The 24852-nt window shown below is 67.2% G+C and carries 23 protein-coding genes and 1 pseudogene; 13 read left to right on the top strand and 11 right to left on the bottom strand.

The genetic code is table 11. The features are described 5' to 3' along the window. Positions 1-33 precede the first annotated feature (33 nt). Positions 34-1353, bottom strand: a complete 1320-nt coding sequence (locus tag AX709_RS14655) for a metal-dependent hydrolase family protein (protein WP_066550466.1) — start codon at positions 1351-1353, stop codon at positions 34-36. 36 nt (positions 1354-1389) lie between these two features. Beyond that, positions 1390-1770: a DUF1244 domain-containing protein gene (locus AX709_RS14650; protein WP_066550464.1), complete on the bottom strand. Its 381-nt coding sequence runs from the start codon at positions 1768-1770 to the stop codon at positions 1390-1392. Between the two features lie 76 nt (positions 1771-1846). Between AX709_RS14650 and pyk the strand changes: the two genes are divergently transcribed. Continuing rightward, complete coding sequence (gene pyk / locus AX709_RS14645) at positions 1847-3319, top strand: pyruvate kinase (protein ID WP_066550461.1); 1473 nt, start codon at positions 1847-1849, stop codon at positions 3317-3319. 30 nt (positions 3320-3349) lie between these two features. Here pyk and AX709_RS14640 read toward each other — a convergent pair whose 3' ends face one another. The 4 genes from AX709_RS14640 to ykgO all read right to left on the bottom strand — a co-directional run bounded on the left by AX709_RS14640 (position 3350) and on the right by ykgO (position 7623). Continuing rightward, positions 3350-4540, bottom strand: a complete 1191-nt coding sequence (locus tag AX709_RS14640; protein ID WP_066482595.1) for a PepSY-associated TM helix domain-containing protein — start codon at positions 4538-4540, stop codon at positions 3350-3352. Between the two features lie 5 nt (positions 4541-4545). Continuing rightward, positions 4546-6651 carry a TonB-dependent siderophore receptor gene (locus AX709_RS14635; RefSeq protein ID WP_066482597.1) on the bottom strand — a complete coding sequence of 702 codons (2106 nt, stop codon included), beginning with the start codon at positions 6649-6651 and terminating at the stop codon, positions 4546-4548. Positions 6652-6784: 133 nt separating this feature from the next. Continuing rightward, the gene (locus tag AX709_RS14630; RefSeq protein WP_066482599.1) at positions 6785-7405 is read right to left on the bottom strand and encodes an HAD family hydrolase; all 621 of its coding nucleotides are present in this window, start codon (positions 7403-7405) and stop codon (positions 6785-6787) included. Between the two features lie 92 nt (positions 7406-7497). After that, complete coding sequence (gene ykgO / locus AX709_RS14625; RefSeq protein ID WP_066482602.1) at positions 7498-7623, bottom strand: type B 50S ribosomal protein L36; 126 nt, start codon at positions 7621-7623, stop codon at positions 7498-7500. Between the two features lie 186 nt (positions 7624-7809). Between ykgO and AX709_RS14620 the strand changes: the two genes are divergently transcribed. The 10 genes from AX709_RS14620 (at position 7810) to aat (ending at position 17853) form a co-directional block, all read left to right on the top strand. Continuing rightward, a complete protein-coding gene (locus AX709_RS14620) occupies positions 7810-8430 on the top strand; it encodes a DUF4136 domain-containing protein (protein ID WP_066550458.1) in 621 nt (206 codons plus the stop codon). Then, the gene (locus AX709_RS14615; RefSeq protein ID WP_066550456.1) at positions 8427-9545 is read left to right on the top strand and encodes a M14 family metallopeptidase; all 1119 of its coding nucleotides are present in this window, start codon (positions 8427-8429) and stop codon (positions 9543-9545) included. The genes AX709_RS14620 and AX709_RS14615 overlap by 4 nt, the downstream gene beginning before the upstream one ends. Before the next feature lie 201 nt (positions 9546-9746). Next, the gene (locus AX709_RS14610; RefSeq protein WP_066550454.1) at positions 9747-12740 is read left to right on the top strand and encodes a TonB-dependent receptor domain-containing protein; all 2994 of its coding nucleotides are present in this window, start codon (positions 9747-9749) and stop codon (positions 12738-12740) included. 109 nt (positions 12741-12849) lie between these two features. Beyond that, positions 12850-13536, top strand: a complete 687-nt coding sequence (gene gpmA / locus AX709_RS14605) for a 2,3-diphosphoglycerate-dependent phosphoglycerate mutase (RefSeq protein WP_066550451.1) — start codon at positions 12850-12852, stop codon at positions 13534-13536. A gap of 4 nt (positions 13537-13540) precedes the next feature. Further along, a complete protein-coding gene (locus tag AX709_RS14600; RefSeq protein WP_066550448.1) occupies positions 13541-14110 on the top strand; it encodes a GNAT family N-acetyltransferase in 570 nt (189 codons plus the stop codon). A gap of 38 nt (positions 14111-14148) precedes the next feature. Then, positions 14149-14628, top strand: a complete 480-nt coding sequence (purE, locus tag AX709_RS14595) for a 5-(carboxyamino)imidazole ribonucleotide mutase (RefSeq protein WP_066482616.1) — start codon at positions 14149-14151, stop codon at positions 14626-14628. Further along, positions 14625-15701 carry a 5-(carboxyamino)imidazole ribonucleotide synthase gene (locus tag AX709_RS14590; RefSeq protein ID WP_066550446.1) on the top strand — a complete coding sequence of 359 codons (1077 nt, stop codon included), beginning with the start codon at positions 14625-14627 and terminating at the stop codon, positions 15699-15701. Before purE ends, AX709_RS14590 begins: the two co-directional genes overlap by 4 nt. 127 nt (positions 15702-15828) lie before the next feature. Beyond that, a complete protein-coding gene (locus AX709_RS14585; RefSeq protein WP_066482624.1) occupies positions 15829-16215 on the top strand; it encodes a hypothetical protein in 387 nt (128 codons plus the stop codon). A gap of 152 nt (positions 16216-16367) precedes the next feature. Continuing rightward, positions 16368-17102, top strand: coding sequence for a ParA family protein (locus AX709_RS14580; RefSeq protein ID WP_066482627.1), 735 nt, complete (start codon positions 16368-16370; stop codon positions 17100-17102). 4 nt (positions 17103-17106) lie between these two features. Continuing rightward, positions 17107-17853: a leucyl/phenylalanyl-tRNA--protein transferase gene (gene aat, locus AX709_RS14575; RefSeq protein ID WP_066550443.1), complete on the top strand. Its 747-nt coding sequence runs from the start codon at positions 17107-17109 to the stop codon at positions 17851-17853. 35 nt (positions 17854-17888) lie between these two features. Here the strand turns inward: aat and AX709_RS18330 are convergent. From AX709_RS18330 to AX709_RS14555, 5 genes and pseudogenes are all read right to left on the bottom strand, one after another. Further along, positions 17889-18122, bottom strand: a pseudogene (locus tag AX709_RS18330) (DUF2155 domain-containing protein); the annotation flags it as partial. A gap of 203 nt (positions 18123-18325) precedes the next feature. Beyond that, entirely contained in the window at positions 18326-18718 is a 393-nt protein-coding gene (locus AX709_RS14570; protein ID WP_066550441.1) for an NADH:ubiquinone oxidoreductase subunit NDUFA12, read from the bottom strand. Between the two features lie 62 nt (positions 18719-18780). After that, positions 18781-19287 carry a DUF192 domain-containing protein gene (locus AX709_RS14565; RefSeq protein WP_066482633.1) on the bottom strand — a complete coding sequence of 169 codons (507 nt, stop codon included), beginning with the start codon at positions 19285-19287 and terminating at the stop codon, positions 18781-18783. 8 nt (positions 19288-19295) lie between these two features. Continuing rightward, a complete protein-coding gene (locus tag AX709_RS14560) occupies positions 19296-19883 on the bottom strand; it encodes a cold shock domain-containing protein (protein WP_066482635.1) in 588 nt (195 codons plus the stop codon). 64 nt (positions 19884-19947) lie between these two features. After that, positions 19948-20493 (bottom strand): RecX family transcriptional regulator, encoded by a 546-nt coding sequence (locus AX709_RS14555; RefSeq protein WP_066482641.1) that lies wholly within the window; start codon positions 20491-20493, stop codon positions 19948-19950. A 117-nt stretch (positions 20494-20610) separates the two neighbouring features. Here AX709_RS14555 and AX709_RS14550 point away from each other — a divergent pair, with 117 nt between their 5' ends. Together AX709_RS14550 and AX709_RS14545 are read left to right on the top strand one after the other, a co-directional pair. Further along, the gene (locus tag AX709_RS14550; protein WP_066550541.1) at positions 20611-22380 is read left to right on the top strand and encodes a fatty acyl-AMP ligase; all 1770 of its coding nucleotides are present in this window, start codon (positions 20611-20613) and stop codon (positions 22378-22380) included. Positions 22381-22464: 84 nt separating this feature from the next. Then, positions 22465-24822, top strand: coding sequence for an EAL domain-containing protein (locus tag AX709_RS14545; protein ID WP_066482652.1), 2358 nt, complete (start codon positions 22465-22467; stop codon positions 24820-24822). The last annotated feature ends 30 nt before the right edge of the window (positions 24823-24852 follow it).

Here is a 24852-nt window from a genome sequence, read left to right as displayed (position 1 = left end):
AGGCGAACCGGGCCGCGCGGCGCAACCGCCCAGTCACAGCGACTTGTGGACAACCCCGTCGGCCATGACGAAATCGACGCGTTCCAGCCGGGTCACGTCGTCGAGCGGGCTGCCCGACACCGCGATCAGGTCAGCCTCGAACCCGGGCGCGAGCTGACCGAGCGTCGCGGCCTGGCCCAGCACGTCCGCCGCGCTGACCGTTGCGGCGCGGATCGCGTCGGCGGGCTTCATCCCGGCGGCGACCATCAGTGCGAACTCCTGCGCATTCTCGCCATGCGGCGAAACGCCGGTATCGGTGCCGAAAGCGATCTTGACCCCGGCTGCGATCGCCTTGCGATGGCTCTCGATCGCGGCCGCCGCTGCCGCTTCCGCCTTGGGCACGGTGGCGGGCGGCAGTTGGCCGGCGCGCGCCTGGGCGAGTGCCGCCTGGGGCGCGAGCATGGTCGGGACCAGCCAGGTGCCCTTGGCCTTCATCAGCCGGATCGTCGCATCGTCCAGGAAGGTGCCGTGATCGATCGTGTCGACGCCAGCCTCGACCGCCGCCTGCGTTCCTTCGGCAGCATGGCTGTGCGCGGCGACGCGCCGGCCGAGATTGTGCGCGGTGTCGATGATGGCCACCATTTCGTCCGGCGTCATCGCGCGGCCCAGCCCGCCCGAGACGTTCGACAAGACGCCGCCGGTCGCGGCGAATTTGATATAGAGCGCGCCCAATCCGACCTGCTGGCGCACCGCGCGACGGCAATCCTCGACCCCGTTGCAGATGTTGATCTGCGTTTCCTTCAGCATCTCGGCAATGTCCTCGCGCGCGCCGTTGGTGCCGTCGCCGTGGCCGCCGGTGACCGAGATCATCTGGCCGGCATTGACGATCGTCGGGCCCGCCACGTCGCCGCGCGCGATACCGTCGCGCAGCGAGCGGATGCCGCGCGCATTGCCGCCCAGGTCGCGTACCGTGGTAAAGCCCGCGTCGATCGTCTTGCGCGCATTGCCGACCGCATAGAGCAGGTCGTCGGTCGTCTCGCGGTTGAGCGCGGTCGCGCGCGCCTGAAGCGGATCGCCGCGATAGCCCCACAGATGGACGTGCAGGTCAATGAGGCCGGGCAGGACGAACTTGTCCTTCAGGTCGATCAGCTTCGCGCCAGTTTCCGGCGCGACGAACCCGTCGCGGACCTCGGCCACCTTGCCGTCGCGCACGATGATCGTGCTCGCCCCGCGCGGCGCCTGGCCTGGCCGGTCGAGCAGCTGGCCGGCGTGGATATAGGTGATCTTCGCGGCGGACGGTGCGCTCTGTGCCGCGGCCGGCGCCGTGGCGAGCAGGCTGCCGGCGAGCAGCGCGGTGGCGATCATGGCTTTCATCAGGCGTCCCCCAAGTTGCCGGGGATCGCCGACGATTCAGCGCCCCGGTTCGGTCATGGCAGGTGGGTCGCTCGCCGGGAAGCTCGCGTCAAGCGCCACATCGAGCGCGGCGTCGCGGTGATTGCGCGCAACGCTCGCCGCCATGCGCTCGATCTGCTCGGGCGTCGCCTCGGGCTGGCGCGCCTTCCACTGGGCATAGGGCATGCCATGGGTCAGCGCGCGCGCGGTGTCGCGGTCGATCGGCACGCCGGTTTCCGCCGCCGCCTCGCCGATCCAGTCGGCCAGGCAATTGCGGCAAAACCCCGCCAGACCCATCAGATCGACATTCTGCGCATCGTCACGATGTCGCAGATGGCGCACCAGTCGCCGAAATGCCGCCGCCGCGACCGCATCGTCCAGCCGGTCAAGATCGTCCATCGCTGTCCTCCGCGGTTGATCCGCAACAAATATGGATTAGACGCGGGCAAGCACAAGCCAAGGACGCATCCTCCCCATGACCAAGGCCGCCCCCGTTCGATTCCTGCCCCCCCGCCTGCGCAAGGTTCGCGTGCTCGCGACGCTCGGCCCCGCGAGCAGCACGCCCGAAATGATCGAGGCGCTGATGCGCGCCGGCGCGGACGCGTTCCGCGTCAACATGAGCCATGGCGACCAGGAATCGAAAATCCCGGTGATCGAGGCGATCCGCGGGCTGGAAAGCAAGATCGGCCGGCCGACGACCATCCTCGCCGACCTGCAGGGTCCGAAGCTGCGCGTCGGCAAGTTCGCCGAGGGCAAGGTGATGCTGGAACGCGGCCAGACCTTCGTCCTCGATCGCGACAAGACGCCGGGCGACGCCCAGCGCGTCGAATTGCCCCACCGCGAGATTTTCGAGGGGATCGAGAACGGCGCGCGGCTGTTGCTCGACGACGGCAAGCTGGTGCTGCGCGTCACCGACCATGATCCCGATCAGATCATCACCGAAGTGATCGTCGGCGGCGCGCTTTCCAATTCCAAGGGGCTGAACGTGCCCGACGTCGTGCTGCCGCTGGCGGCGCTGACCGAAAAGGACCGGTCCGACCTGGCCTTTGCGGTCGACCAGGGCGTCGACTGGATCGCGTTGAGCTTCGTCCAGCGGCCCGAGGATCTGGCCGAGGCGCGGCGACTGATCGGCGGCCGCGCGGCGCTGCTCGCCAAGATCGAAAAGCCGAGCGCGGTCGAGCGGCTGGAGGAGATCGTCGAGATGTGCGACGGCGTGATGGTCGCGCGCGGCGACCTGGGCGTCGAATTGCCGCCGGAAACCGTGCCGCCGATGCAGAAGCGCATCGTGGAGACCTCGCGCCGGCTTGGCCGCCCGGTGATCGTCGCGACCCAGATGCTCGAATCGATGATCACCGCCCCCACCCCCACCCGCGCCGAAGTGTCGGACGTGGCGACCGCAGTCTATGACGGCGCGGACGCGATCATGCTGTCGGCGGAAAGCGCGGCGGGCGCGTGGCCGGTCGAATCGGTGGCGATGATGGATGCGATCGCCCACGCCGTCGAAAGCGACCCCGCGCATGGCGACCGCGTGCACTTCACCGTGCTGCGCCCCGACCCGACCACGGCGGACGCGCTGGCCGAAGCCGCCAAGTCGATCACCGCGACGGTGTCGGCGCGGGCGATCATCTGCTTCACCATGTCGGGATCGACCGCACGCCGCATCGCGCGCGAGCGGCCGTCGGTGCCGATCCTGGTGCTGACCCCCAAGGCGGAAACCGCGCGGCGGCTGGGCCTGTTGTGGGGCGTGCACGCGGTGCAGACCAAGGACGTCAACTCGTTCGAGGAGATGGTCGCCAAGGCCAAGCGCATGGCGCTGCGCCACGGCATTGCGGGCGCGGGCGAGCGCGTCGTGATCTGCGCGGGCGTGCCGTTCGGAACGCCGGGATCGACCAACGTGCTGCACGTGGTGGGGATCACCGGGGATGAGCTGAAGGGCTATCGGGACTGAGGGGACGTGAAGCCCCGCCGTCTCCGGTGATTATTCGGCAGGCTGCAGGCTGGGTCGTGTGACGGCGACCGCCGTGCCGTGACGTTGAGCCAACCGCCGGGCGCGGGCCCGGCGCCACCAGATCAGATAGCCGGTGGCCGTCAGCACGCAGGTCACGATGCCGGCCAGCAGGATCAGGATGCGCCCCGGCCATCCCAGCGCCTTGCCGCTGTGCAGCGGATATTGCCAGGCGACCAGCACGTCGCCCGCCGTGCCGCGCACATATTGCGTGTCACCGAGCAGCGCACCGGTGCGCGCGTCGATCGCGATATAACGCGAGCCCAGATCGGCAATGATGTCGCGCGGGTCACGGGCGTAGACCGTCCACACCCCCTTGTCGGCATGATAGACAAGCCCCGACGCCGAGCGCGCCTGACCCTGAGTCCGAGCGACCGCCCATGCCTGATCGGCGTCAACCGGTGGGGCATAGAGCGGCGCGGGCAGCGGCGGGCGTTGCTCGGCAACGGTCGGCGTCGGCGCGCTGATCGGCTTCAGCACGGCGATGAACTGATCGTACAGGTTGAAATAGACACCGGTGAAGGCCAGCGTCGCGGTAACCGGCAACAGCCACATTCCGGCGGCGCGATGCAGGTCGAAAACGCGCTTATGTCCCTTGGCACCCCCACGCAGCCGGAAGCTGTCACGCCAGCGTTTGGCGGAACGCAGCGCCAGCGGAACCGACAAAAGATGGTCGGCCAGCCACATCAATGCCACCACGCCGAGCAGCCAGTAGACCCACGCACCGCCGTGCAGCTCATAATGAAGCTTATACAGGAACGGCATGATGCTGGCGCGTTCCAGCGTCCATTGTCCGAAAACGCGGCTGCCCTGAACCCGGGCGTTGGCAGCATCGACAAAGACCTGGCGACCCTGTGGGCCGACCGCGCCGGGATGTCCGGCCCGATCCGCCAACTCGACGCGAATCGTGTCGCCGGCATCTTGCGGCAGGTGCACATATCGCGCGGTCGAGCCGGGCCATGCCGCCTCCGCCGCAGCGACGGCTGGCCCCAGTTTCACCGCTGCGCCTGGACCCGACATCGCCCGGTAAAGATCCGGGTTCAGGGAGCGATCAATTTCGCCAAAGAAAACCAGGAAGCAGCCGGTAAACGCGATCACGAACAACCATAGCCCGCCGAGCACCCCGAACCAGCGATGCCACGACAAGAGGAGCGAGCGGCGCATCGCCCCTAGAAATCCAGCGACGCGGTGAACTCGATCGTGCGCGGCACGCCATAGGTCACCCGGTCGGGGCCGAAGGCATCGAACGCGAAGCTGTCGGTCAGGTTCTTGCCGTTGATCGCCAGACGCCACCGATCGATCCGGTACGACAAGACGGCGTCGAACGTGGTGTATCCCGGCAGGGTCAAGGTGTTCGCGCTGGTCACGGGCCGATCATCGACGACAAACACGCCGCCGCCAAACCCCAGCCCCTTCAGTCTGCCGGATGCGATTTCATAGCTGGACCACAGGCTGGCGGAATGCGGCGACGTCCGCTGGACCTGACGGCCAAGCACGGCGGGATCGTTGGACCGCGTGACTTCGGCGTCGAGATAGGCGTAGCTGGCCTGAACATTCCAGCCCGGCAGGATTTCACCGGCAAGCGACAGTTCAACGCCGCGACTGCGCTGCTCACCGTCGAGCACGGAAAATCCGAAATTGTCCGGGTCGGGCGTCGCGACGTTGGTCTGGGTGACCTGATAGACCGCGACCGTGCCGGTCAGGCTCTCGGCCAGCTTGGCCTTGGCACCGATTTCGACCTGCTCGCCGCGTGTCGGTTCGAACGGATCGCCGTTGACGGTGCGTCCGGTCTGCGGCTGGAAAGACTTGCTGAAGCTGGCATAGAGCGACAGCGTCTCGCGCGGCTGAAACAGCACGCCGACCCGCGGGCTGAACGCGCTGCCGGACTGAACGGTGCGGGTGTCGGCGACGCGATCGAGGTCGGTCTGATCATAGGTGTCGTAACGACCGCCCAGAACAACGCTGAAACGATCGCCCAGGCTGATGCGGTCCTGAACAAACACGCCGAGTTCCCTCAGGCGGTTGCCCGCATCGAAGGTAAACACCGCAGCGCCACGCGGCGCGCCGTATACGGGGGCGAAAATGTCGATCGGGCCTGACGGATCAAAATCGATCGACAGAAAATCGGCGCGCGAGCTTGAAAGGTCCAGCCCGGCGATCAACGAATGCCGCACTGCGCCGGTGGTGAAATTGCCGCGCAGCGTCGTCTGCGTCTGATATTCCGAATAGCGGTCGAAGGCGTCGAAGGGAAAGCGTTGCAGGGTCCGGCCATCAGCGGCCAGCGTGCCGGGGAATTCTGCCCCGACGACATCATACTGCGTATCCACGAAGCGGAAGATATTGCTGATTGACCAGTCCGCATTGAACTCATGCACCAGGCGCGTGCCGATGCGGAACTGTTCGACATCAATGCCGCCGGTGTTCACATTGCGGCGGCGCGGAATGCGGCCATTGGGGTTGGGCAGGATCGTGCCGACCGCGGGCAGCCCGAAATTCTGGCCGTCGAGTTCGAGCAGCTTGTATGACCCCTCCACCGTCAACCGCGTACGATCGCCCAGCTTTGCGGTCAGTGACGGGTTCACGACCGTGTTGCGGGTGTTCGCGCCCTCCAGGAACGAGCCCTGGTCGCGAAACGAGGTGCTGAGCCGGTAGGTCAGACGGCCCGGCGCATCGAGCGGGCCGGTCAAATCCGCTTCCACGCGGTAAAAGTCATACGATCCGACCGTGCCGGTCAGAAAATAGGCAGGTTCGTCCTCGGGCTGGCGGGTGATGAAATTGATCGTCCCGCCGGGTGACGAATTGCCGAACAACAGTGATGCGGGACCGAGCAACACCTCGACGCGCTCGATGCCAGTCAGGTCGGGACCGAGATTGGCCGCCGGCCCGTTGCCGACTTTCGACAACAGACCGTCCAGCGCGGTGGGGGCAAAGAAGCCGCGCACCTGAACGCGCAGTCCGTCGAAATTGACCGGGGCGGCGTTCCGCACGCTGGGCACGTTCGCAAGCGCCGAGAAGGTGTCGGCGCGCTGATCGCGCAGCAGTTGCTCGGTCAGCACCTGCACCGATTGCGGGGTTTCAAGCAGGGTGGCACCGTCGCGGGTCGAAACGCTGTTCTCGGCTTCATAACCGACCGCTCGGCCGGTGACGATGATGTCGTTGCCGTCCGAACGCTGTGCCGGCTCGTCGGTCATGTGCGCCGCGGCCGGGTTGGAAATGACCATGCCGAGCGAACTGCTCAAAAGGATCGACAGGGACTTGAGGGAACGCATGCGCATCGACACCGGCCGGCTGAATGAACGATGGATGCTCCCTAATTTAATGCGATCGATTTGCAATAGCGATTTCTTGTCGCGGATCGGTTCTGTCGGCTGAGGTTCGTCAGCCGGGGTTGATCCCTGCCGGTCGCCTTCAGCCGAGCAGCCCGAGCCGCCGCAGTTCCGCCCGCACCCCCGCCGCCGCCTCGAACCGGATGGCGTGGATGCCGAGTGCCGCCGCCGCCGCGACATTGGCGGGGTTGTCGTCGATGAACATCGCTTCTTCCGCGCGCAGCCCGAAGCGGGCGAGCGCGAGGCGGTAGATGGCGGGGTCGGGCTTCACCAGTCGCTCCTCGCCCGACACGACGATGTCGCGGAAACGGTCGAACAGGGCCGCCTGGGTCGCGCGGAACGGGGGCCAGAACTCGGCGGAGAAGTTGGTGATCGCGAACAGCGGCACTTGCGCCGCGTCCAATTGCTCGACGATCTCGACCATCCCGTCGACCGGGCCGGGCAGGCTTTCGTTGAAGCGCGGGCCCCAGGCGGCGATCAGATCGGCATGTTCGGGAAACTGTGCGATCCGCTCGGCGGAGGTTTCCGCGAACGGCCGGCCGGCGTCGTGCTGGAAATGCCATTCCTCGTTCACGACATCGCGCACGAAGGCGTCAAGCGCGGCCGGGTCGGCGATCAGCCGTTCATAGAGGAAGCGCGGGTGCCAGCGGAACAGGACGTTGCCGATATCGAAGATGACGGCGGAGATCCGGGGCGATGCCATGCGCTGCTCGGCAATATTGGGGCGAACTAACGCAAACGGCCCGCGTCTCCGGTCAGGGAGAGGCAGGCCGGTTCAGCGCGACCGATCGTGGTTCAGCCCTGGCGGGCCTTGAACCGGCGATTGGTCTTGTTGATCACATAGATGCGGCCGCGACGGCGAATCACGCGATTGTCACGGTGCCGCCCCTTGAGCGACTTGAGGGAATTGACGATCTTCATGACCGGCTCGCTTGGCTTTCAATAGGTGTCGGGGTTCCGGGGTGGCCCGGAAAGAGCGTGCCGCCTAACGATTGACCGCGCGCAAGTCAAGCCGCGCGCGTCCCCCTGGCGATGCTGGCCGTCGCCCGATTTCTGTCGCATAGCGGGTGCGGCGGGCGGTTCGTTGCCCGCGACAGGAGACTGGCCATGTTCCGTACCCGCTCCCTCCTTCCGATGACCGCGCTGGCGGCGACGATCCTTGTGGCGGGATGCGCCACAACGCCGCGCGCCGGGCCGGTCGACGTCACCCGCTATCATCTGGGCGGCGCGATTCCCGCGGGCACCGTCGCGGTCGAGCCAGTCGGCGGCCAGCTTGCCACCGGGCCGGAATATCGCACTTATGCCGATGCGGTGCAGGCGGAAATGGCGCGGCTAGGCTTTGCCGCCGCGGCCGACCCGCGCACCGCCGACTATGTCGCCGCGGTCGGGTTCCAGCGCCGCCCGGTCGGCACGGTGGAAAAGCCCGCGCCGGTGTCGATCGGCGTCGGTGGCGGCGGGATCAGCGGCGGCCGGCGCGGCGGCGGGGTCGGGCTGGGCGGCGGCGTCGGTTTCGGCATCGGCGGCGGCACGCGCGAGGTGCTGGCGACCGACATCGTCGTGCAGTTGCGGCGTCAAGGGGACGCGACGGTGATCTGGGACGGCAAGGCCACGGCCCAGGCGATCGCCCGCACCGACGATGCGCAGCCGGTCGCCCAGGCACAAAAGGTCGCATCCGCGCTGTTCAGGGACTTTCCCGGCGAGTCCGGCATCACTATCACGGTCAAATGAGCATCGATATCAATGCCGCGTTCGACAGCGGCAATATTCGCCTGGTCGCGATCGAGGGCGACCGCATCGACCTTGAGATCGTGCCCGATCATCAGTCCGATTTCTATCAATGGTTCCATTTCCGCGCCGCCGGCGCGCGCGGGCGCACGCTGACCTTCCGGATCCTGAATGCGGGCGGCGCGGCCTATGCGTTCGGCTGGCCTGGCTATCGCGCGCGGATGAGCACCGATCGTGCGCACTGGCGGATGACCGACACCGATTATGCCGGCGGAGTCCTGTCATTCACCCATCAGTTCAGCGGCGACGTCGCCTGGTTCGCCTATTTTGCGCCCTATGCGATGGAACGTCATCACGACCTGATCGCGCGGATCGGCGCGCGCGAAGGCGTCCGCCACCGCACGCTCGGCCGTTCGCTCGACGGGCAGCCGATCGATTGCCTCGAACTCGGTACCGGTGCGAAGCAGGTCTGGCTCTATGGCCGCCAGCATCCCGGCGAGAGCATGGCCGAATGGTGGATGGAGGGCGCGCTCGAGAAGCTGACCGACGCGAAGGATGCGACCGCGGCAAGGCTGCGCGCGGCGGCGACGCTGCACATCGTGCCCAACATGAACCCCGACGGGTCGCGGCGCGGGCACCTGCGCACCAACGCCGCCGGCGTCAACCTCAACCGCGAATGGCACGCCCCCACCGCCGAACGCAGCCCGGAAGTGCTGTGCGTGCTGGCGGCGATGGACGCGACCGGCGTCGACTTCGCGATGGACGTGCATGGCGACGAAGCGATCCCCGCCAACTTCCTGGCCGGGTTTGAGGGGATTCCAGGCTGGACCGATGCGCTGGGTACGAAATTCAACCGGTTCGCCCACGCGCTGGAGGCCACGACGCCGCTGTTCCAGACGCAGCGCGGCTATGAAAAGGCCAAGCCGGGCAAGGCCAATCTGGCGATGTCGACCAACCAGCTGGCCGAGCGATTCGGCGCGGTCGCGATGACGCTGGAAATGCCGTTCAAGGATCATGATCCCGCGCCCGACCCCGAATTCGGCTGGTCGCCCGACCGGTGCAAGCTGCTCGCGCACGCCTGCCTCGACACGCTGGCCGGGATGATCGACGACCTGTAAGCCCTCATCCCGACGACTGTTGCCGCAGAGCCACAGTCGCGGCGGTTTCCGTGCGCGCGCATGTCGATTGACGCTTTTGTCGGGGGCGCATCCCTGCTTTCTGCCGCGCATCCCGAACCGGCGCGTATCGCCGGCGCGGGGGTCAATGCCGGGTGATCGGCGGCGACCGTGTATGTGTTGCGTAGCGTAAGGAAGTAGAAAATGTTGTATTCGCGTAACGCCGGCCTGATGGCCGGTTGCGCCGCCGTGGCGCTGTCCATGTCGCTGATCGCCGTTCCCGCCCACGCGCAGCAGACGCCCGCCGCCCCCGCCGAACCGCAGGCCGAAACGCCCGAGACCCAGACGGATCAGGACCAGCGCGACGAAGCGATCGTCGTGACCGGTTCGCGCATTGTATCGCCCAACGCCACGTCGATCGCGCCGGTGCAGACGACGACCATCCAGCAGATCACCGATTCGGGCATCACCAATGTCCAGGAACTACTGCTCGAAAATCCGGTGTTCGGCGCGCCGACCTTTGCACGCACCAACACCGCGTTCCTGACGTCGGGCACGGGCGTCGCCAGCATCGACCTGCGCAACCTGGGCACCGCGCGCACGCTGGTCCTGATCAACGGCCGCCGCGTCGTTTCCGGCGTGCCGGGATCGGCGACCGTCGACACCAACGTCATCCCGACCCAGTTCCTGCAAAGCGTCGACACGCTGACCGGCGGTTCGTCGTCAATCTATGGCTCAGACGCGGTCGCGGGTGTGGTCAACTTCATCTACCGCGACAATTTCGAAGGGCTGGAAGCCAACGCGCAATATGGCATCACCGAACGCGGCGATGACCCGCGCTATCAGGCGAACATCACCTTTGGCGCGAACCTGGCCGATGGCCGCGGCAACATCATGCTGCACGCCGGCTATTCGAACGAAGGCGGCCTGCTGTCGCGCCGTCGCCGCAACACCGTGCTCGACGATATCGACACCTTCCTGGCGACGGGCGAGAACCCCGCCGATTATGGCACGCCGCTGGAGCCGTTCCTGTCCGGTTTCGCGCCGCAGGGCCGCTTCACCGCCGGGGGTCAGTCCTTCACCTATGACCCGGAGGGCAATCTGCAGACCGGGTTCAACACCAACGTCAACGGTTTCAACCGCCAGTTCTTCCGCACCATCGCGGTGCCGGTCGAACGCTATCTGTTCGCCGGACGCGCGCATTATGACGTGACCGACAGCGTCCGCGTTTATGCCGAAGGCACGTTCAACAACACCAGCTCGTCGCGCGAGATCGAGCCGTTCGCGCTGGGATCGGAAAACATCTTCCCCGCCTCCGGCGGCCTGGTGCCGATCGAGACGTTCGTGAACGGCGTGGCGGTGCTCAACCCGCTGGTGCCCGGCGCGATTGCGGCGGCCGCCCAGGACGAGGATGGCGACGGCCTGCGCGACATTTCCTTCGCCCGCCGGCTGAGCGATATCGGCACCCGCAACGGCAGCACGTCGCGCGACTTTTATCGCTTCGTCGTCGGCCTGGAAGGCGACCTGTTCGACAACCGGTTCCGCTGGGACGTGTTTTATAATTATGGCCGCACGTCGGAATCGCAGATTTCGAACGGCCAGGTGAACGTGCTCAACTTCGCCAACGCGCTGGCGGCGATCCCCGACGTCAACGACCTGAACAACAACGGATCGACCACCGACGCCGTCTGCGCCAGCGCGACCGCGCGGGCCCAGGGCTGCGTGCCGATCAACGTCTTCGGCGCCGGATCGATCACGCCAGAGGCCGCGCAATATGTCCAGGCGCCTCAGTCGTTCCAGACGCGCATCACCCAGCAGCAGATCCAGGGCAGCCTGTCGGGTGAGCTGTTCGACCTGCCCGCCGGCCCGCTGGGCGTCGCGGTCGGTGCAGAATATCGCAAGGAATCTAGCGCCGAGAACAACGATGCGCTGACCAATGCCGGGCTGAACGGCGGCAACGCCATTCCCGACACGGCGGGTTCGTTCGACGTGCGCGAAGTCTTTGGCGAGCTGCGCATTCCGGTGCTGGCCGACACCCCGTTCTTCAAGTCGCTCAACCTGACCGCGGCGGGCCGAATCTCCGACTATTCGACGGTCGGCACGGTCTATACCTGGAATGTCGGCGGCGACTGGGAGCCGTTTGACGGCCTGCGCGTGCGCGGCACCTATGCGCGTTCGGTGCGTGCGCCGAACATCGGCGAGCTGTTCACCGGTCCGTCGCAGACCTTCCCCACCGGTCTTCAGGATCCGTGCGAGGGCATCGGTGCGACCGGCGGCGGCACGATCGGCGACAATTGCCGCGCGGCCCCGGGCGTGCTGGCCAACATCGCGGCCAACGGCACCTTCACGCTCACCCAGCCCGACGTCCAGGGGATCAGCGGCTTCAACAGCGGCAATCCCGACCTGAACGAGGAAAAGTCGCGCTCCTACACCTTCGGCGCAGTGCTGGCACCGCGCCAGCTGGGCGGCATTTTCGAGCGGCTGAGCCTGTCGGTCGATTACTTCAACATCGACGTCGAGGATTACATCACCTCGGCCCCGCGCCAGTTCACGCTCGCGCAATGCTATGAAGCCGGCGACCAGGACTTCTGCGACCTCATCCAGCGCCGCGCGACGCCGACCGCATCGAACAGCGCGGGGTCGCTCGAGTTCATCGACGCGCCGCTCATCAACGGTGGGTCGGCGGCGACCGAGGGCATCGACGCGGTCGTGACCTGGAACACCCCGGTGCGGGTGCTGTCGGATACCGGCACGATCGGCCTGCGCGTCGCCTATACCCACCTGCTCAAGGGTTATGTCATCCCGCTCGAAGGAGGTCAGCGTGACGACTTTGCCGGCGAAATCGGTTCGGCCAAGGACCGCTTCACCGCATCCTTCAACTATGCCGACGATGATTTCCGCTGGAACGTGACCGGCACCTATATCGGCCGCTCGGCCGAGGACGACCTGACGCTCGAGGCCTATGGGCTGGAAGCCGAGGACATCACGGTTCCGGCGCAATTCTATCTCGACACCCAGTTGAGCTGGACGGCGGCGAAGACGTATGAGTTCTATGTCGGCGTCGACAATGTGCTCGACAATGACGCGCCGAACATCCTGTCGGGGTCGGTGTTCAACGTGACCGGCACCGACACGGCCGCGGGCGTCTATGACGTGTTCGGCCGCCGCTTCTACGCCGGCGGACGCATCCGCTTCTAAGTCCGGCGACATAGACCTGTTGAAACGGGGAGGATGAGGCAAAACCTTGTCCTTCCCGTTTCAGCGTTTAGGGAGCGTCGAGACAACTCCGCTCGAAAAGGCCCCCGTCATGCCCCAGCTCGTCCTGATCCGCCACGGCCAGTCGGCGTGGAACCTAGAAAACCGCTTCACCGGCTGGTGGGATGTCGACCTGACTGACCAGGGCGTCGCGGAGGCGCGCGCGGCCGGGCAACTGCTCGCGGAAAAGGGCCTCGATTTCGATCTGTGCTTTACCAGTCTCCAGTCGCGCGCGATCCGCACGCTCAACCTGGTGCTGGAGGAAATGGGGCGGCTGTGGCTGCCGGTCGAGAAGGACTGGCGGCTCAATGAGCGCCATTACGGCGGGCTGACCGGGCTCAACAAGGCCGAAACCGCGGCGAAGCACGGTGAGGAACAGGTGCATGTTTGGCGGCGCAGCTTCGACGTGCCGCCACCGCCGATGGAACCGGGCGGCGCGTTCGATCTCTCGAACGATCGGCGCTATGCCGGCATCGCGGTCCCGGCGACCGAGAGCCTGAAGGACACGATTGCGCGCGTTCTGCCCTATTGGGAAGCGCGGATCGCGCCCGAACTGCGCGCGGGCAAGCGCGTCGTCATATCCGCCCACGGCAATTCGCTGCGCGCGCTGGTCAAGCATCTCTCGGGCATCTCCGACGCCGACATCACGGGTCTGGAAATCCCCACCGGCCAGCCGATTGTCTATAAACTGGACGATCAGCTGGGCGCGACCGACCGCTATTATCTGAACGAGCGGTAACGGCATGCTCGCGCTGCGCCCCGCGCGCGCGAATGACCTCGACGCGCTGCGCGGGCTGATGGCGCGGGCAATCGCCACGCTGCAGCGCGATTTCCTGACCCCGGCCCAGATCGAGGCGAGCCGCGCGGTGATGGGGCTCGATAGCCAGCTCATCGCCGACGGCACCTATTTCGTGGTGGAAGCCGCCGGCGACCTGGCCGGATGCGGCGGATGGAGCCGGCGCGCCACCCTGTACGGCAGCGATGCCAGCACGACGCTGCGCGAGCCGCGTCTGCTCGACCCCGCGACCGACGCTGCGCGCATCCGGGCGATGTACACCGATCCCCGCCATGCCCGGCGCGGCGTCGGACGCATGATCCTGGCTGCCTGCGAGCGCGCGGCGGCCGGCGAAGGCTTCACCCGGGCCGAGCTGATGGCGACGATGGCCGGCGTGCCGCTCTATCGCGCCGCAGGATACCGGCCGGTCGAAGCCGTGACGGAGCATCGCGGCGGCGAGCCGGTCCCGTTGCTGCGCATGACCCGCGCGATCGGCGCGGCGGCATCCGTCCTTGCCCCACCCCCCGACGCGCTCTAGAGGCTGCGCTTCCTGAATTCGGGCTCCGGGACTTGGGCATGACACCATTGGTCGGCATCATCATGGGCAGCACTTCCGATTGGGAGACGATGCGCCATGCCGCCGACGCGCTCAGCGAACTGGGCGTCGCGCACGAGGTCAAGGTCGTCTCCGCCCATCGCACGCCGAAACGGCTGGTCGACTATGCCGAACAGGCGGCCGGGCGCGGGCTGAAGGTCATCATCGCCGGCGCCGGCGGTGCCGCGCACCTGCCCGGCATGGCGGCGGCGATGACGCACCTGCCGGTGCTGGGCGTACCCGTCGAATCCAAGGCACTGAGCGGCATGGACAGCCTGTTGTCGATCGTCCAGATGCCCGGCGGCATCCCCGTGGGCACGCTGGCGATCGGCAAGGCGGGCGCGACCAATGCCGGGTTGCTGGCGGCAGCGATCCTGGCGACGCACGACGCGGCGCTTGGCGAGCGACTGGTGGCATGGCGCGCGCGCCAGACCGAAGATGTGGTGATCGACCCGCAATGACGACGCCCGGCCTGCTGCCCCCCGGATCGACGATCGGGATCATCGGTGCCGGCCAGCTGGGCCGGATGATCGGCGTGGCGGCGGTTCAGCTCGGCTATCGCACCCACATCCTGGCACCCGAGAGCGGGCCGGCCAACGATGTCTGCTTCGCGTTCACCCGCGCCGCCTATGACGATCCCGACGCGCTCGCCGCCTTTGCCGAGGCAGTCGATGTCGTCACCTATGAGTTCGAGAACATCGCCGCCGATCCGATCGCGGCGATTGCCGCAACCGTGCCGGTACGCCCGTCGGTCGCGGCGTTGCGCGTCGCCCAGGACCGGACCGCGGAAAAGCGCTTTGTCGAGGATCTGGGCGGGCGCGCGGCTCCCTGGCGCGAGGTCGACAGCCGCGCCGGGCTGGATGCGGCGATCGCCGCGATCGGTTGCCCCGCGATCCTCAAGACGACGCGGTTCGGCTATGACGGCAAGGGGCAGGCCCGGCTGCACACCCCCGCCGACGCCGATGCGGCATGGGCCGCGATCGGTGCCGCGCCGGCGATCCTCGAGGGGTTCGTGCGGTTCGCCCACGAATTTTCGATCGTGCTGGCCCGCGGTGCCGACGGGGCGATCATGGGCTACCCGCCGCCGGTCAATGTGCATGCCGATGGCATTCTTGCCAGTTCCGCCCTCCCCGCCCCGGCGATGGTCGCAAGCCAGTGGACCGAAGCCGCTGCGCTGGCCGGCCGGGTGGCCGAGCGGCTCGACTATATCGGCGTGCTGACGCTCGAGTTCTTCGCCACCGACACCGGGCCGGTGTTCAACGAAATGGCGCCGCGCGTCCACAATAGCGGCCACTGGACAATCGAGGGCGCGCAGACCAGCCAGTTCGAAAACCATGTCCGCGCGATCTGCGGCCTGCCGCTCGGGCCGACGGGGCTGACCGCCCGAGCGGTGCGGATGGAGAACCTGATCGGGGATCAGGTGACGCGCTGGCCGGACCTGATCGCGCAGGATGACGCGCATCTGCATCTCTATGGCAAGCATGAGGCCCGCCCGGGGCGCAAGATGGGGCATGTCACCCGGATCGAACGCTAGCCGCCGCCAGCTGGGACAATCTTGCTGCAGTGCGCCAAGTTCGACCCGGCTGACGCTACGACAACGCCGCTGAACCTGCCAACTGCCATCTTGACGCGCCCTGCTGCATCAGCGAAGGCTTGGGGCGATGAAAAAGCTCCTTCTGTCGCTGGCAACCGCCTCTGTTGCCCTCGCCCTCACCGCCTGCGGTGAGCCCGAACCGGAAGTCGTGGACTCGCGCGCGCCCGATCCGCTCGCCGCCGAAAAGGCCAAGAAGGGCCCGGTCGAGCTGCCGCCGTCGATCCGCGCCAGCGTCAGCTTCCGCTGTGAGGACAACAGCCTGCTGTACGTCGACTTCTTCAATGGCGACAAGCTCGCCAATATCCGCCTGGACACGAAGGACGGCCTGCCGACCCAGTTGCGCGCGGAAAATGCCGGCGATCCCTATACCGGCAGCGATTACACGCTGAAGGGCGACGAAAAGAACGTCACTCTTACCAAGCCGGGCGGCGGTACGCTGAGCTGTCACCTCTGATCGCGCGATCGCCCGATTTCCTTTCGATCGGGGGCCGGTGGCACATGCCGCCGGCCCCTTTTTATCGACCGCATGATCCCGATGCGTCTCGACTTCGCCCGCATCAGGCGGGATAGTCGGGCGAACATGGCTCGAAAGGAACAGGACGCGGCATGGCGACGATCGCGATCTACAGCCTGAAGGGAGGCGTCGGAAAAACCACGCTGACCGTCAATCTGGCGTGGTGCGCGGCGATGCTGTCGGCGCGGCGAACGCTGGTATGGGATCTCGATCCCCAGGCCGCGAGCAGCTTTCTGCTCGCCCCCGAAAAGCGCGCCAAGGACCAGGCGCAGGCGGTGTTCACGAAGGACGTCGAGGTCGCCAAGCTGATTCGTCCGACGGCGTTCGAGCGGATCGACCTGATCGCCGCCGATACCTCGCTGCGCGGACTCGACATCGTTTTCCACCAGCTCGACAAGAAGAAGCGGCTGGCCAAGCTGCTCGGCGATCTGGGCCAGAGCCATGACCATGTGCTGCTCGATTGCCCGCCGGGACTGACCGAAACGAGCGAACAGGTGATGCGCGCCGCCGACCTCATCGTCGTGCCCGTGATCCCGTCGACGCTGTCCACGCGCGCCTTTGGCGAAGTGAGCGCGCATCTCGATCGCATCGGGGCGAAGAAGCTAAGGGTTCTGCCCGTGCATTCGATGGTCGATCGCCGCCGCCGCCTGCATGGCGAGGCGATCGCGCGGCACCCAGACTGGCCGGTCATTCCCGCCGCCAGCGCGATCGAGGCGATGGCAGCGACCGGCAAGCCGGTGGGATCGACCGCGCCGCGCAGCAAGCCGGCCCAGGCATTCGCCGCGCTGTGGCAGCGGATCGAGCAACTGTTGGTCCAGGAAAAATGACGCGATGTCGGGCCTGAACGAGCTCGACCCCGGCATGGTGCTCAAGGCCTATGCGATGGGCGTTTTCCCCATGGCCGATCATCGCGCGGCACAGAGCGTCTACTGGGTCGAGCCCAAGCTGCGCGGCATCCTGCCCATCGACCGTTTTCACCTGTCGCGATCGTTGCGCAAGACGATCGCCGCCGATCGCTATCGCGTCACCGCCGACGCCGCGTTCGCCGACGTCATCCGCCTGTGCGCCGAGGCCGCGCCCGACCGGCCCGATACCTGGATCAACGGCCCGATCGAGCGAGTCTTCCTTCGGCTCCACGCGCTGGGCTTCGCGCATTCGGTGGAATGCTGGGACGGCGACCGGCTGGTCGGCGGGCTGTATGGACTGGCGCTCGGCCGGGCCTTTTTCGGTGAGAGCATGGTCAGCCGCGCGCGCGATGCCTCAAAGGTGGCGCTCGCCTGGCTGGTCGCACGGCTGCGGATCGGCGGCTTCACGCTGCTCGACTGCCAGTTCCAGACCGATCACCTTGCCTCAATGGGAACGATCGAGGTCGCGCGCGCCGACTATATGGCGTTGCTCGGTGCCTCGCTCGGCGCGACCGCCGGTGGCGTCGCCGTCGGCGCGCCTTCGGTCGAGGGGGACTGGTCGGCGCTCGACCGTCTGGGGCCGGATGCCGGGCTGGGCGCACTGCCCGCCGCCACCGTATCGGGCCCGGTCGCCGGAAAGGTCATCGCACAGCTTTTGGGCCAGACGTCGTAGACCGCGTGGCGCACGACGTTGAGCGCGGGGCGTTCGGCGAAGACCCAGCCCGAGAAGGCGCGACCGGCGCTGTTGTCCGACTGGCGCACGATCAGCTGGACGAACGCGCCGGTCAGCTGTTCGGCCTCCCACGGCGCGGTGCGCTCGCATGCGCGCAGCCGGACGATCGCGTCACCGAAGCGCGCGCTCTGTCCGGGCTTCAGCCGGAACTCGCGGGTTTCGCCATTGCGCTTGTTGAGTACGCCGATCACCGCCACGCGATCGGCCATCGGCGTGGCCCCCGGAACGCTGGCGGCGGCGCCGTCGTCGACGGTCACCACGTCGCTGTCCACCGTCGCCTCCGGAACCGCGATCGCGATCGTGCTGGAGACCGGCTTCCGGGTCGTGCTTGCGACAAAGCCGCGATAACCGAACCACGCCGCCGCCGCGAGCACGCCCGCGATCACGACGCCGATAAGGACACGACGCGCGGTCACGCGTCGGGCGTCCACGCCTCATAATCGCCGGCGGCGGCATGACGGTGGCCGCCGCGGTCGAGCGCGCCGGGCGGACGGTACGCCGCCGGCGTGCCGGTCAGGTTGGGGACGGGAAGCTGTTGCCACGCCCGCGGCGGCGGCAGTGCGTCGTCGGGAACGCCCTCGATCTGGTGATGCAGCCAGCTGAACCAGGCGGGCGGCACCCGGCTGGGGTCGTTCGCGCCCTTGTAGATCACCCAGCGGCGCGGCTGGCCGTTGGTGTCCATCCCGCCCTGGAAATATCGGTTGCCGAGCGGGTCGACGCCGACCTTGCGCATGCCGCGCAGCGCCAGCGTGGTGCCGATGGTGGCACCGTTCCACCAGGTGAAGATCGACGACAGGATACCCATATGCGCCCGATAGCTGCTTGGCCCGGCGACGACAACCGCCGATGCGATCGACCGCCGGCGCGCTAACCTGCCGGGGCGTCGAACCCCTCGAAGCGCACCCGATCGCCCGGTGCGATTCCCAGCGCGGCGGCGCGGCCGGCGCGAAGCTCGAGGACGGCCGACACGGGCTCGCCCGAAGGGATCTGATCTTCGGAAAAGGGCGTGGTGCCCGCCGCGATCCGCGCGATCGTCCCGTCGGGGCGGATATAGATGATGTCGAGCGAGGTCGGGGTGTTCTTCATCCAGAAGCTCGCCTCGCGCGGGCCGCTGCCGTCCGGGGGATAGGGATAGAAGAGCATCCCGCCATTTTCGGGAATGTCGCGACGGAACATCAGGCCGCGCTGTTGCTGGGGTATGGTGCTGGCGGTTTCGACCTTGAACCACTGCGTGGCGCCGGCGCGCGTCTCGATCGAGACCAGGACCAACCCCGCTGCTTCCTCGGCCGCGGTCAGCGTCCGGTCGGCGCTGCCGCCATTGCATCCGGGAAGCCCGCACGCGGCGAGCAGCAAGGCGAGAGCTGGCACGCGCATGGACGCGATCAGCCGGGCTGGCGAACCGCGACCGCGAGCGGGCCCTTTTCGCCGTCGGTAATCCGCGCCTCGACGGACTGGTCGGGTTCGACATGCTCGATGCCGGCGACGCGCAATGTTTCCATATGCACGAAAATGTCGCCCGGCCGGCCGTCGCGAACCAGGAAGCCATAGCCCTTCAGGCGATTGAACCACTTGACCTTGACCGGCTCGAACGGGCCGGCGACGTCCAGCAACTGCAACCGCTCCGCACGGTCGCTGGGGCGCGCGCGCAGCGATTCGACCGCGGTCGATGTGTCGATGTCGACAATCGCGCGCGCCTGAAAGCCGCGCTGGCGCCGCACCGCGCGGCAGGTGATCCGCGCGCCCTCGGGCAGGCTGCGGCGCTTATGTTCTTCAAGGACCGAGAAATGAACCAGAATGTCCCCGATGCCCGCATCATCTGCAACGATGAAGCCGAAGCCGCGCGCGACATCGAACCACTTGACCGAACCGCTGACGAGCATTTCATCTGCTTCTTCGGCAGCATTGGAAACCGCAATGTCGGACGCATCGTCGATATATCGATCCGATGCGCGCGTTGTCTCAGCACGCATAGTCCACCTTCCCCCGGGGACGCTTTCTAACACGAGCGTTGGCCGTAACAAAAGTTTCTTTCGGCTATTCTGTCCCGAACAGGGTCTGCGTGTCCTCTCCCGGTGCCATCCGGAGGATTCGGCCAATGATTTCCGGTGCATGTCCCGCCCGAAGCATGGCAGCGAACTGGCGCTCGCGCACCGCGCCTTCGGCCCGGGCGTCGGCAAAGGGACCAAAGCGCCGGCGGCGCGCAAAGCGCAGCGCGCTTTCCACCGCCTGCCCGGCGATGACGGGGGCAATGTCCTCCGCATCCTCGCCGCGCACGCCCGCGTGCCACAGCGCCGCGTCGACGCGGCGCGCGCCCAGGCCGCGTCGGGCCATCGCCGTCGCCTTGGCCTCGCCATAGGCACGGTCGTCGACATAGCCGAGGTCGGCGAGCCGATCCGCGAGCGCGACCGGGTCCGGGCGCGCGTCCGCCCAGCCACGCTCGGCGAGCTTGCGATCAAGATAGGCCACCAGCTTCGCGCGTGTCGTGGCGTAGCGTTCGACATAGCGCAGTGCGAGGCGATCAAGCGTCGGCGCGTCGATCGGCGGTGCCCGACCGGGCGACTTGGATGGACGCCGCGTCATGCGCCATGATTATGCCACAGTGCGCACCGATTCTAGGGGTCGATAATCAGTCTGGCCGAGGTGCGCGCGACATCGCGCCGCCGACGGACCGGCAGCGAAGGGCGCGAGTTGGACTTGATGACAGCACAGATTTCGCAAGAACCGGTTAAGGCGGTCGACACGCAAACGCAGGTCCCGACTGCATTGGAAGACGATCTGCCCCGTCGCTTCGCGGATTTCGCGACGCTGGGCGAAGCGCTCGACTATGCCGCCCGCGGACGGCGCGGCCTCAATTTCCACGATGCGCGCGGCCAGCTGGCGCGTGCCTATTCGTTTTCCGAGCTGCGCCGGGATGCCATCGATCAGGCGCAGCGCCTGATCGCCGCAGGCGTCGTCCCGGGCGATCGCATCGCGCTGGTCGCCGAGACGGGTGCCGATTTCGCCAGCCTGTTCTTCGGCGTCGTCTATGCCGGCGCGTGGCCCGTGCCGCTGCCGCTGCCAACCAGTTTCGGCGGGCGCGATGCCTATGTCGACCAGCTTTCGGTCCAGCTGAACAGCTGCGACCCCAAATTTCTGTTCTATCCCGAATCGCTGGCGGCGATGGCCGGGGATGCTGCACGCCAGTGCGGGGTCGAGGGCGTCGACTGGGATTCGTTCGCGCGCCGCCAGGCCCCGGCAGCCGAGCTGCCCCAGGCCGGTCCGGACGATATCGCCTATCTGCAATATTCCAGCGGATCGACGCGCTTTCCGCATGGTGTGGTGATCACCCATCGCGCGCTGCTCAACAACCTGGCGGCACACGCGCACGGCATGCAGCTCGAACCGCGCGACCGCTGCATCTCGTGGCTGCCGTGGTATCACGATATGGGGCTGGTCGGCTGCTTCCTGTCGCCGATCGCCAATCAGGTGTCGACCGACTACCTGAAGACCGAGGATTTCGCGCGGCGGCCGCTCGCCTGGCTCGACCTGATCACCCGCAATCCAGGCACGTCGATCAGCTATTCGCCGACCTTCGGCTTCGACATCTGCGCGCGCCGCATCTCCAGCCAGACGCGCGCCGCCGACCGGTTCGACCTGTCGCGCTGGCGGCTGGCCGGCAACGGTGCCGACATGATCCGCCCGGACGTCATGCAGAGCTTCGTCGACGTATTCGCCGAAGCGGGGTTCAAGGCGTCGGCCTTCCTGCCCAGCTATGGTCTGGCGGAGGCGACGCTGGCAGTATCGATCATGCCGCCGGGCGAAGGCATCGTCGTCGAGCTGGTCGAGGAAACCCAGCTGTCGGGCGGCGTCGCGCGCGCCGATCGTCCGCAGCGGTTCCGCGCCATCGTCAATTGCGGCAAGCCCGTGCGCGACATGGAAATCCAGATCCGCGAGGAGGACGGCACGCCGCTCCCTGACAAGGCGATCGGCAAGGTGTGGTGCCGCGGCACGTCGGTGATGGAGGGCTATTTCCGGGACCTGGAGGCGACCGCCGCATGCATGTCCGACGGTTGGCTCGATACCGGCGACATGGGGTACATGTCGGACGGCTACATCTACATCGTCGGCCGCGCCAAGGACATGATCATCATCAACGGCAAGAACCACTGGCCACAGGACATCGAGTGGGCCGTGGAGCAATTGCCGGGGTTCAAGGCCGGCGACATTGCCGCCTTCGCGATCACCACCCCGGGCGGCGAGGAGACCCCCGCAGTGCTGGTGCAGTGCCGCACGTCGGACGAGGCCGAGCGGCTGCGGTTGCGCGACGAGATTCGCGAGCGGGTGCGCTCGGTGACGGGGATGAACTGCGTCGTCGAACTGGTGCCGCCGCGCACGCTGCCGCGTACCAGTTCGGGCAAGCTCAGCCGCGCCAAGGCCCGCAACCTCTATCTTGCCGGCGAGATCAAGCCGTACGACCTGGCCGCCTGACCGCCAACGGCCTCTCGCGTAATTTGATCGAATTTGATCTCAAGCGAAACGGCTCGCTAACCATCGGCTGGTAAGCGTGGCGCGGTGAGCAAGCCGCAACGCCCCCTTTTGTCCGAGCCGCGCATCGATAACGGCGCGCTTTTGGGGCTGCGCGACTCTGCAGAGGGCGCGAACTGGGGCGCGATGCGTGCGGCACAGCTCAATGCGGCACGGCAGTTGGCGTTGTTTACCGGCGGCGCCAACCTGATCTGCGCGGCATTGATGATCCTGCTCTTCCGGCCGGATGTTCCGGCCTGGCAACTGATGAGCTGGGGCGCGACGGTGGCGTCGGTGGCGCTGGCCATCGTGTTTCGGCGATTGGCGCGAAAAGCGGCCGTTTCCTATATCGCCAGCGCGTCGGAGATCCGCGACACCGTCCTTGAAGGCGTCGCCCTGGCAGCGGTTTGGAGCGTCCCTCCCCTCTTGTTCGCGGCCGGTGCCATCCCCCAGCAGCAGTTCGGCGTCTGCCTCATCCTGGGCGTGCTCATGGTCGGCGTCGCGATTTCGATGGCATCGCTCCCGCTCGCCGGGTTGACCTTTCTGCTCGTGACCGGCGGCGCGGCATCGGCAATGATCTACCTCGGCGGTTCGGCGATCGGCGCGTCGCTTTCACTGCTTTTCACGGGACTGCTGCTGCTGGCCTGCTTCACCCGGGGCAAGGCGCTCGTCATGCTGCGTGCCAGTCAGATCGCACTGGCCGAGCGCGACGAGACCGTCAGCATGCTGCTGCGCGAGTTCGAGGATTCGGGCGCGGACTGGCTGTGGGAGATCGACGCACAGCGGCGGGTGGTGCGCGCGTCGCCCCGCTTTGCGCAGTCGATCGGCGTCGATCCAACGACGATCAACGACCGGCCCTTTCTCGAAGTGCTCGCCGGTCCGGCCTGGCACAGCGGCGACGTGCCGGCGGGACTGCGCGTCCTTGCAGAGAAGCTGAAGGGCCGCGAGGCTTTTCGCGACCTGCTGCTGCCGGTCGACGTCAATGGCGAGGAACGGTGGTGGGAAATGGCCGCCAGCCCGAAATATGACGATCGCGGCATGTTCATCGGCTTTCGCGGGGTCGGCTCCGATGTCACCGAAGCGCGCCAGACCCAGGACAAGATCAACCGCATGGCGCGCCTCGACATGCTCACGGGGCTTCCGAACCGCCTCCTGATCAACGAGACGCTGGCGCGGGCGATGGCGGATGCCGAACGTTGGGGCGGGCGTTGCGCCTTCATGATGATCGACCTGGACCGGTTCAAGGCGGTCAACGACTCGCTGGGACATCCGATTGGCGATCGGCTGCTGGGCCAGGTGTCCGAGCGGCTGGCGCGGCTGGTCAACGACAATGAGATGGTCGGTCGCCTGGGCGGCGACGAGTTCGCGGTGGTCGTCCGCGACGCCAGCGACACCGCGCGGATCGAGGCGCTGGCGCATACGATCATCACCACGCTGTCGCAGCCCTACGAAGTCGACCATCACACCATGTATATCGGTGCCAGCGTCGGCGTGGCGATCGGGCCGCGCGACGGGCGGACGGCGGAAATGCTGATCCGTTCGGCCGATCTGGCGCTCTATCGCTCGAAGGATTCGGGCGGTGGCGCCTACCACACCTATGAACCGCAGCTGCATGTCCGCGCCGAAGAGCGCCGGGTGCTCGAAATCGAGCTTCGCAGCGCGCTGGACCGCGACGAATTGCATCTGGCCTATCAGCCGGTCGTCGACGCGGGGACCGGCGCGCTCACCGGGTTCGAAGCGCTGCTGCGCTGGACCCATCCGGAAATGGGCGTGATCTCGCCGGCGAAGTTCGTACCGCTGGCCGAAGATGCGCGCCTGATCGCCCCGATCGGCGACTGGGTGCTGCGTACCGCCTGTGCCGAAGCGGTGAAGTGGGGCGAGCCCGTCCGTGTCGCGGTCAACGTGAGCGCCGAACAGCTCCACAATCCCGGTTTCGTCAACGTCGTCGCGGATACGTTGATGCGCACTGGCCTGCCGCCGGGGCGCCTTGAGCTCGAAGTCACCGAAAGCGCCTTCATGCGCGAGGGCACCGGCGCGGTCCAGGTGCTCGAACGCATCCTCGATCTTGGGGTGCGACTGAGCCTTGACGACTTCGGCACCGGCTATTCGTCGCTTGGCTATCTGAGCCGCACCCGCTTCACGTCGATCAAGATCGACCGTTCCTTCGTCCAGGCGGCGTCGAAAGGCGAAAAGGAAGCAATCGCGATCATCCGCGCCGTCGTCGCGCTCGCCCAGTCGCTCGGCATGGCGACGACCGCCGAGGGCGTCGAGACCGAGGACGAGCACCGCATGGTCCAGGCATTGGGCTGCACCAAGGTACAGGGTTACTATTTCGGCCGTCCGCTGCCGGTGGAGGAAGCCCGGCGCCTCACGACCGGCCGCGACGCCGCCAGCGCCGCCGCCTGAGAAACGCTTGCCCTGCCCGGCAGCGAACGC

This window comes from Sphingomonas sp. CCH15-F11 (assembly GCF_001557005.1).
Classification (GTDB): domain Bacteria; phylum Pseudomonadota; class Alphaproteobacteria; order Sphingomonadales; family Sphingomonadaceae; genus Sphingomonas.
This window is presented reverse-complemented; position numbering and strand designations above follow the sequence as displayed.

Bases quoted from the DNA above. Each gene is read 5' to 3' on its own strand.
- AX709_RS14620 (WP_066550458.1), top strand. From the start codon at position 7,810: ATGTTCCGTACCCGCTCCCTCCTTCCGATGACCGCGCTGGCGGCGACG.
- AX709_RS14570 (WP_066550441.1), bottom strand. From the start codon at position 18,718: ATGGGTATCCTGTCGTCGATCTTCACCTGGTGGAACGGTGCCACCATC.
- purE (WP_066482616.1), top strand. From the start codon at position 14,149: ATGACACCATTGGTCGGCATCATCATGGGCAGCACTTCCGATTGGGAG.
- AX709_RS14560 (WP_066482635.1), bottom strand. From the start codon at position 19,883: ATGCGTGCTGAGACAACGCGCGCATCGGATCGATATATCGACGATGCG.
- AX709_RS14550 (WP_066550541.1), top strand. From the start codon at position 20,611: ATGACAGCACAGATTTCGCAAGAACCGGTTAAGGCGGTCGACACGCAA.
- ykgO (WP_066482602.1), bottom strand. From the start codon at position 7,623: ATGAAGATCGTCAATTCCCTCAAGTCGCTCAAGGGGCGGCACCGTGAC.
- AX709_RS14580 (WP_066482627.1), top strand. From the start codon at position 16,368: ATGGCGACGATCGCGATCTACAGCCTGAAGGGAGGCGTCGGAAAAACC.
- pyk (WP_066550461.1), top strand. From the start codon at position 1,847: ATGACCAAGGCCGCCCCCGTTCGATTCCTGCCCCCCCGCCTGCGCAAG.
- AX709_RS14640 (WP_066482595.1), bottom strand. From the start codon at position 4,540: ATGCGCCGCTCGCTCCTCTTGTCGTGGCATCGCTGGTTCGGGGTGCTC.
- AX709_RS14585 (WP_066482624.1), top strand. From the start codon at position 15,829: ATGAAAAAGCTCCTTCTGTCGCTGGCAACCGCCTCTGTTGCCCTCGCC.
- AX709_RS14555 (WP_066482641.1), bottom strand. From the start codon at position 20,493: ATGACGCGGCGTCCATCCAAGTCGCCCGGTCGGGCACCGCCGATCGAC.
- AX709_RS14635 (WP_066482597.1), bottom strand. From the start codon at position 6,651: ATGCGCATGCGTTCCCTCAAGTCCCTGTCGATCCTTTTGAGCAGTTCG.
- AX709_RS14600 (WP_066550448.1), top strand. From the start codon at position 13,541: ATGCTCGCGCTGCGCCCCGCGCGCGCGAATGACCTCGACGCGCTGCGC.
- AX709_RS14565 (WP_066482633.1), bottom strand. From the start codon at position 19,287: ATGCGCGTGCCAGCTCTCGCCTTGCTGCTCGCCGCGTGCGGGCTTCCC.
- AX709_RS14630 (WP_066482599.1), bottom strand. From the start codon at position 7,405: ATGGCATCGCCCCGGATCTCCGCCGTCATCTTCGATATCGGCAACGTC.
- aat (WP_066550443.1), top strand. From the start codon at position 17,107: ATGTCGGGCCTGAACGAGCTCGACCCCGGCATGGTGCTCAAGGCCTAT.
- AX709_RS14650 (WP_066550464.1), bottom strand. From the start codon at position 1,770: ATGGACGATCTTGACCGGCTGGACGATGCGGTCGCGGCGGCGGCATTT.
- AX709_RS14590 (WP_066550446.1), top strand. From the start codon at position 14,625: ATGACGACGCCCGGCCTGCTGCCCCCCGGATCGACGATCGGGATCATC.
- AX709_RS14655 (WP_066550466.1), bottom strand. From the start codon at position 1,353: ATGAAAGCCATGATCGCCACCGCGCTGCTCGCCGGCAGCCTGCTCGCC.
- AX709_RS14610 (WP_066550454.1), top strand. From the start codon at position 9,747: ATGTTGTATTCGCGTAACGCCGGCCTGATGGCCGGTTGCGCCGCCGTG.
- gpmA (WP_066550451.1), top strand. From the start codon at position 12,850: ATGCCCCAGCTCGTCCTGATCCGCCACGGCCAGTCGGCGTGGAACCTA.
- AX709_RS14615 (WP_066550456.1), top strand. From the start codon at position 8,427: ATGAGCATCGATATCAATGCCGCGTTCGACAGCGGCAATATTCGCCTG.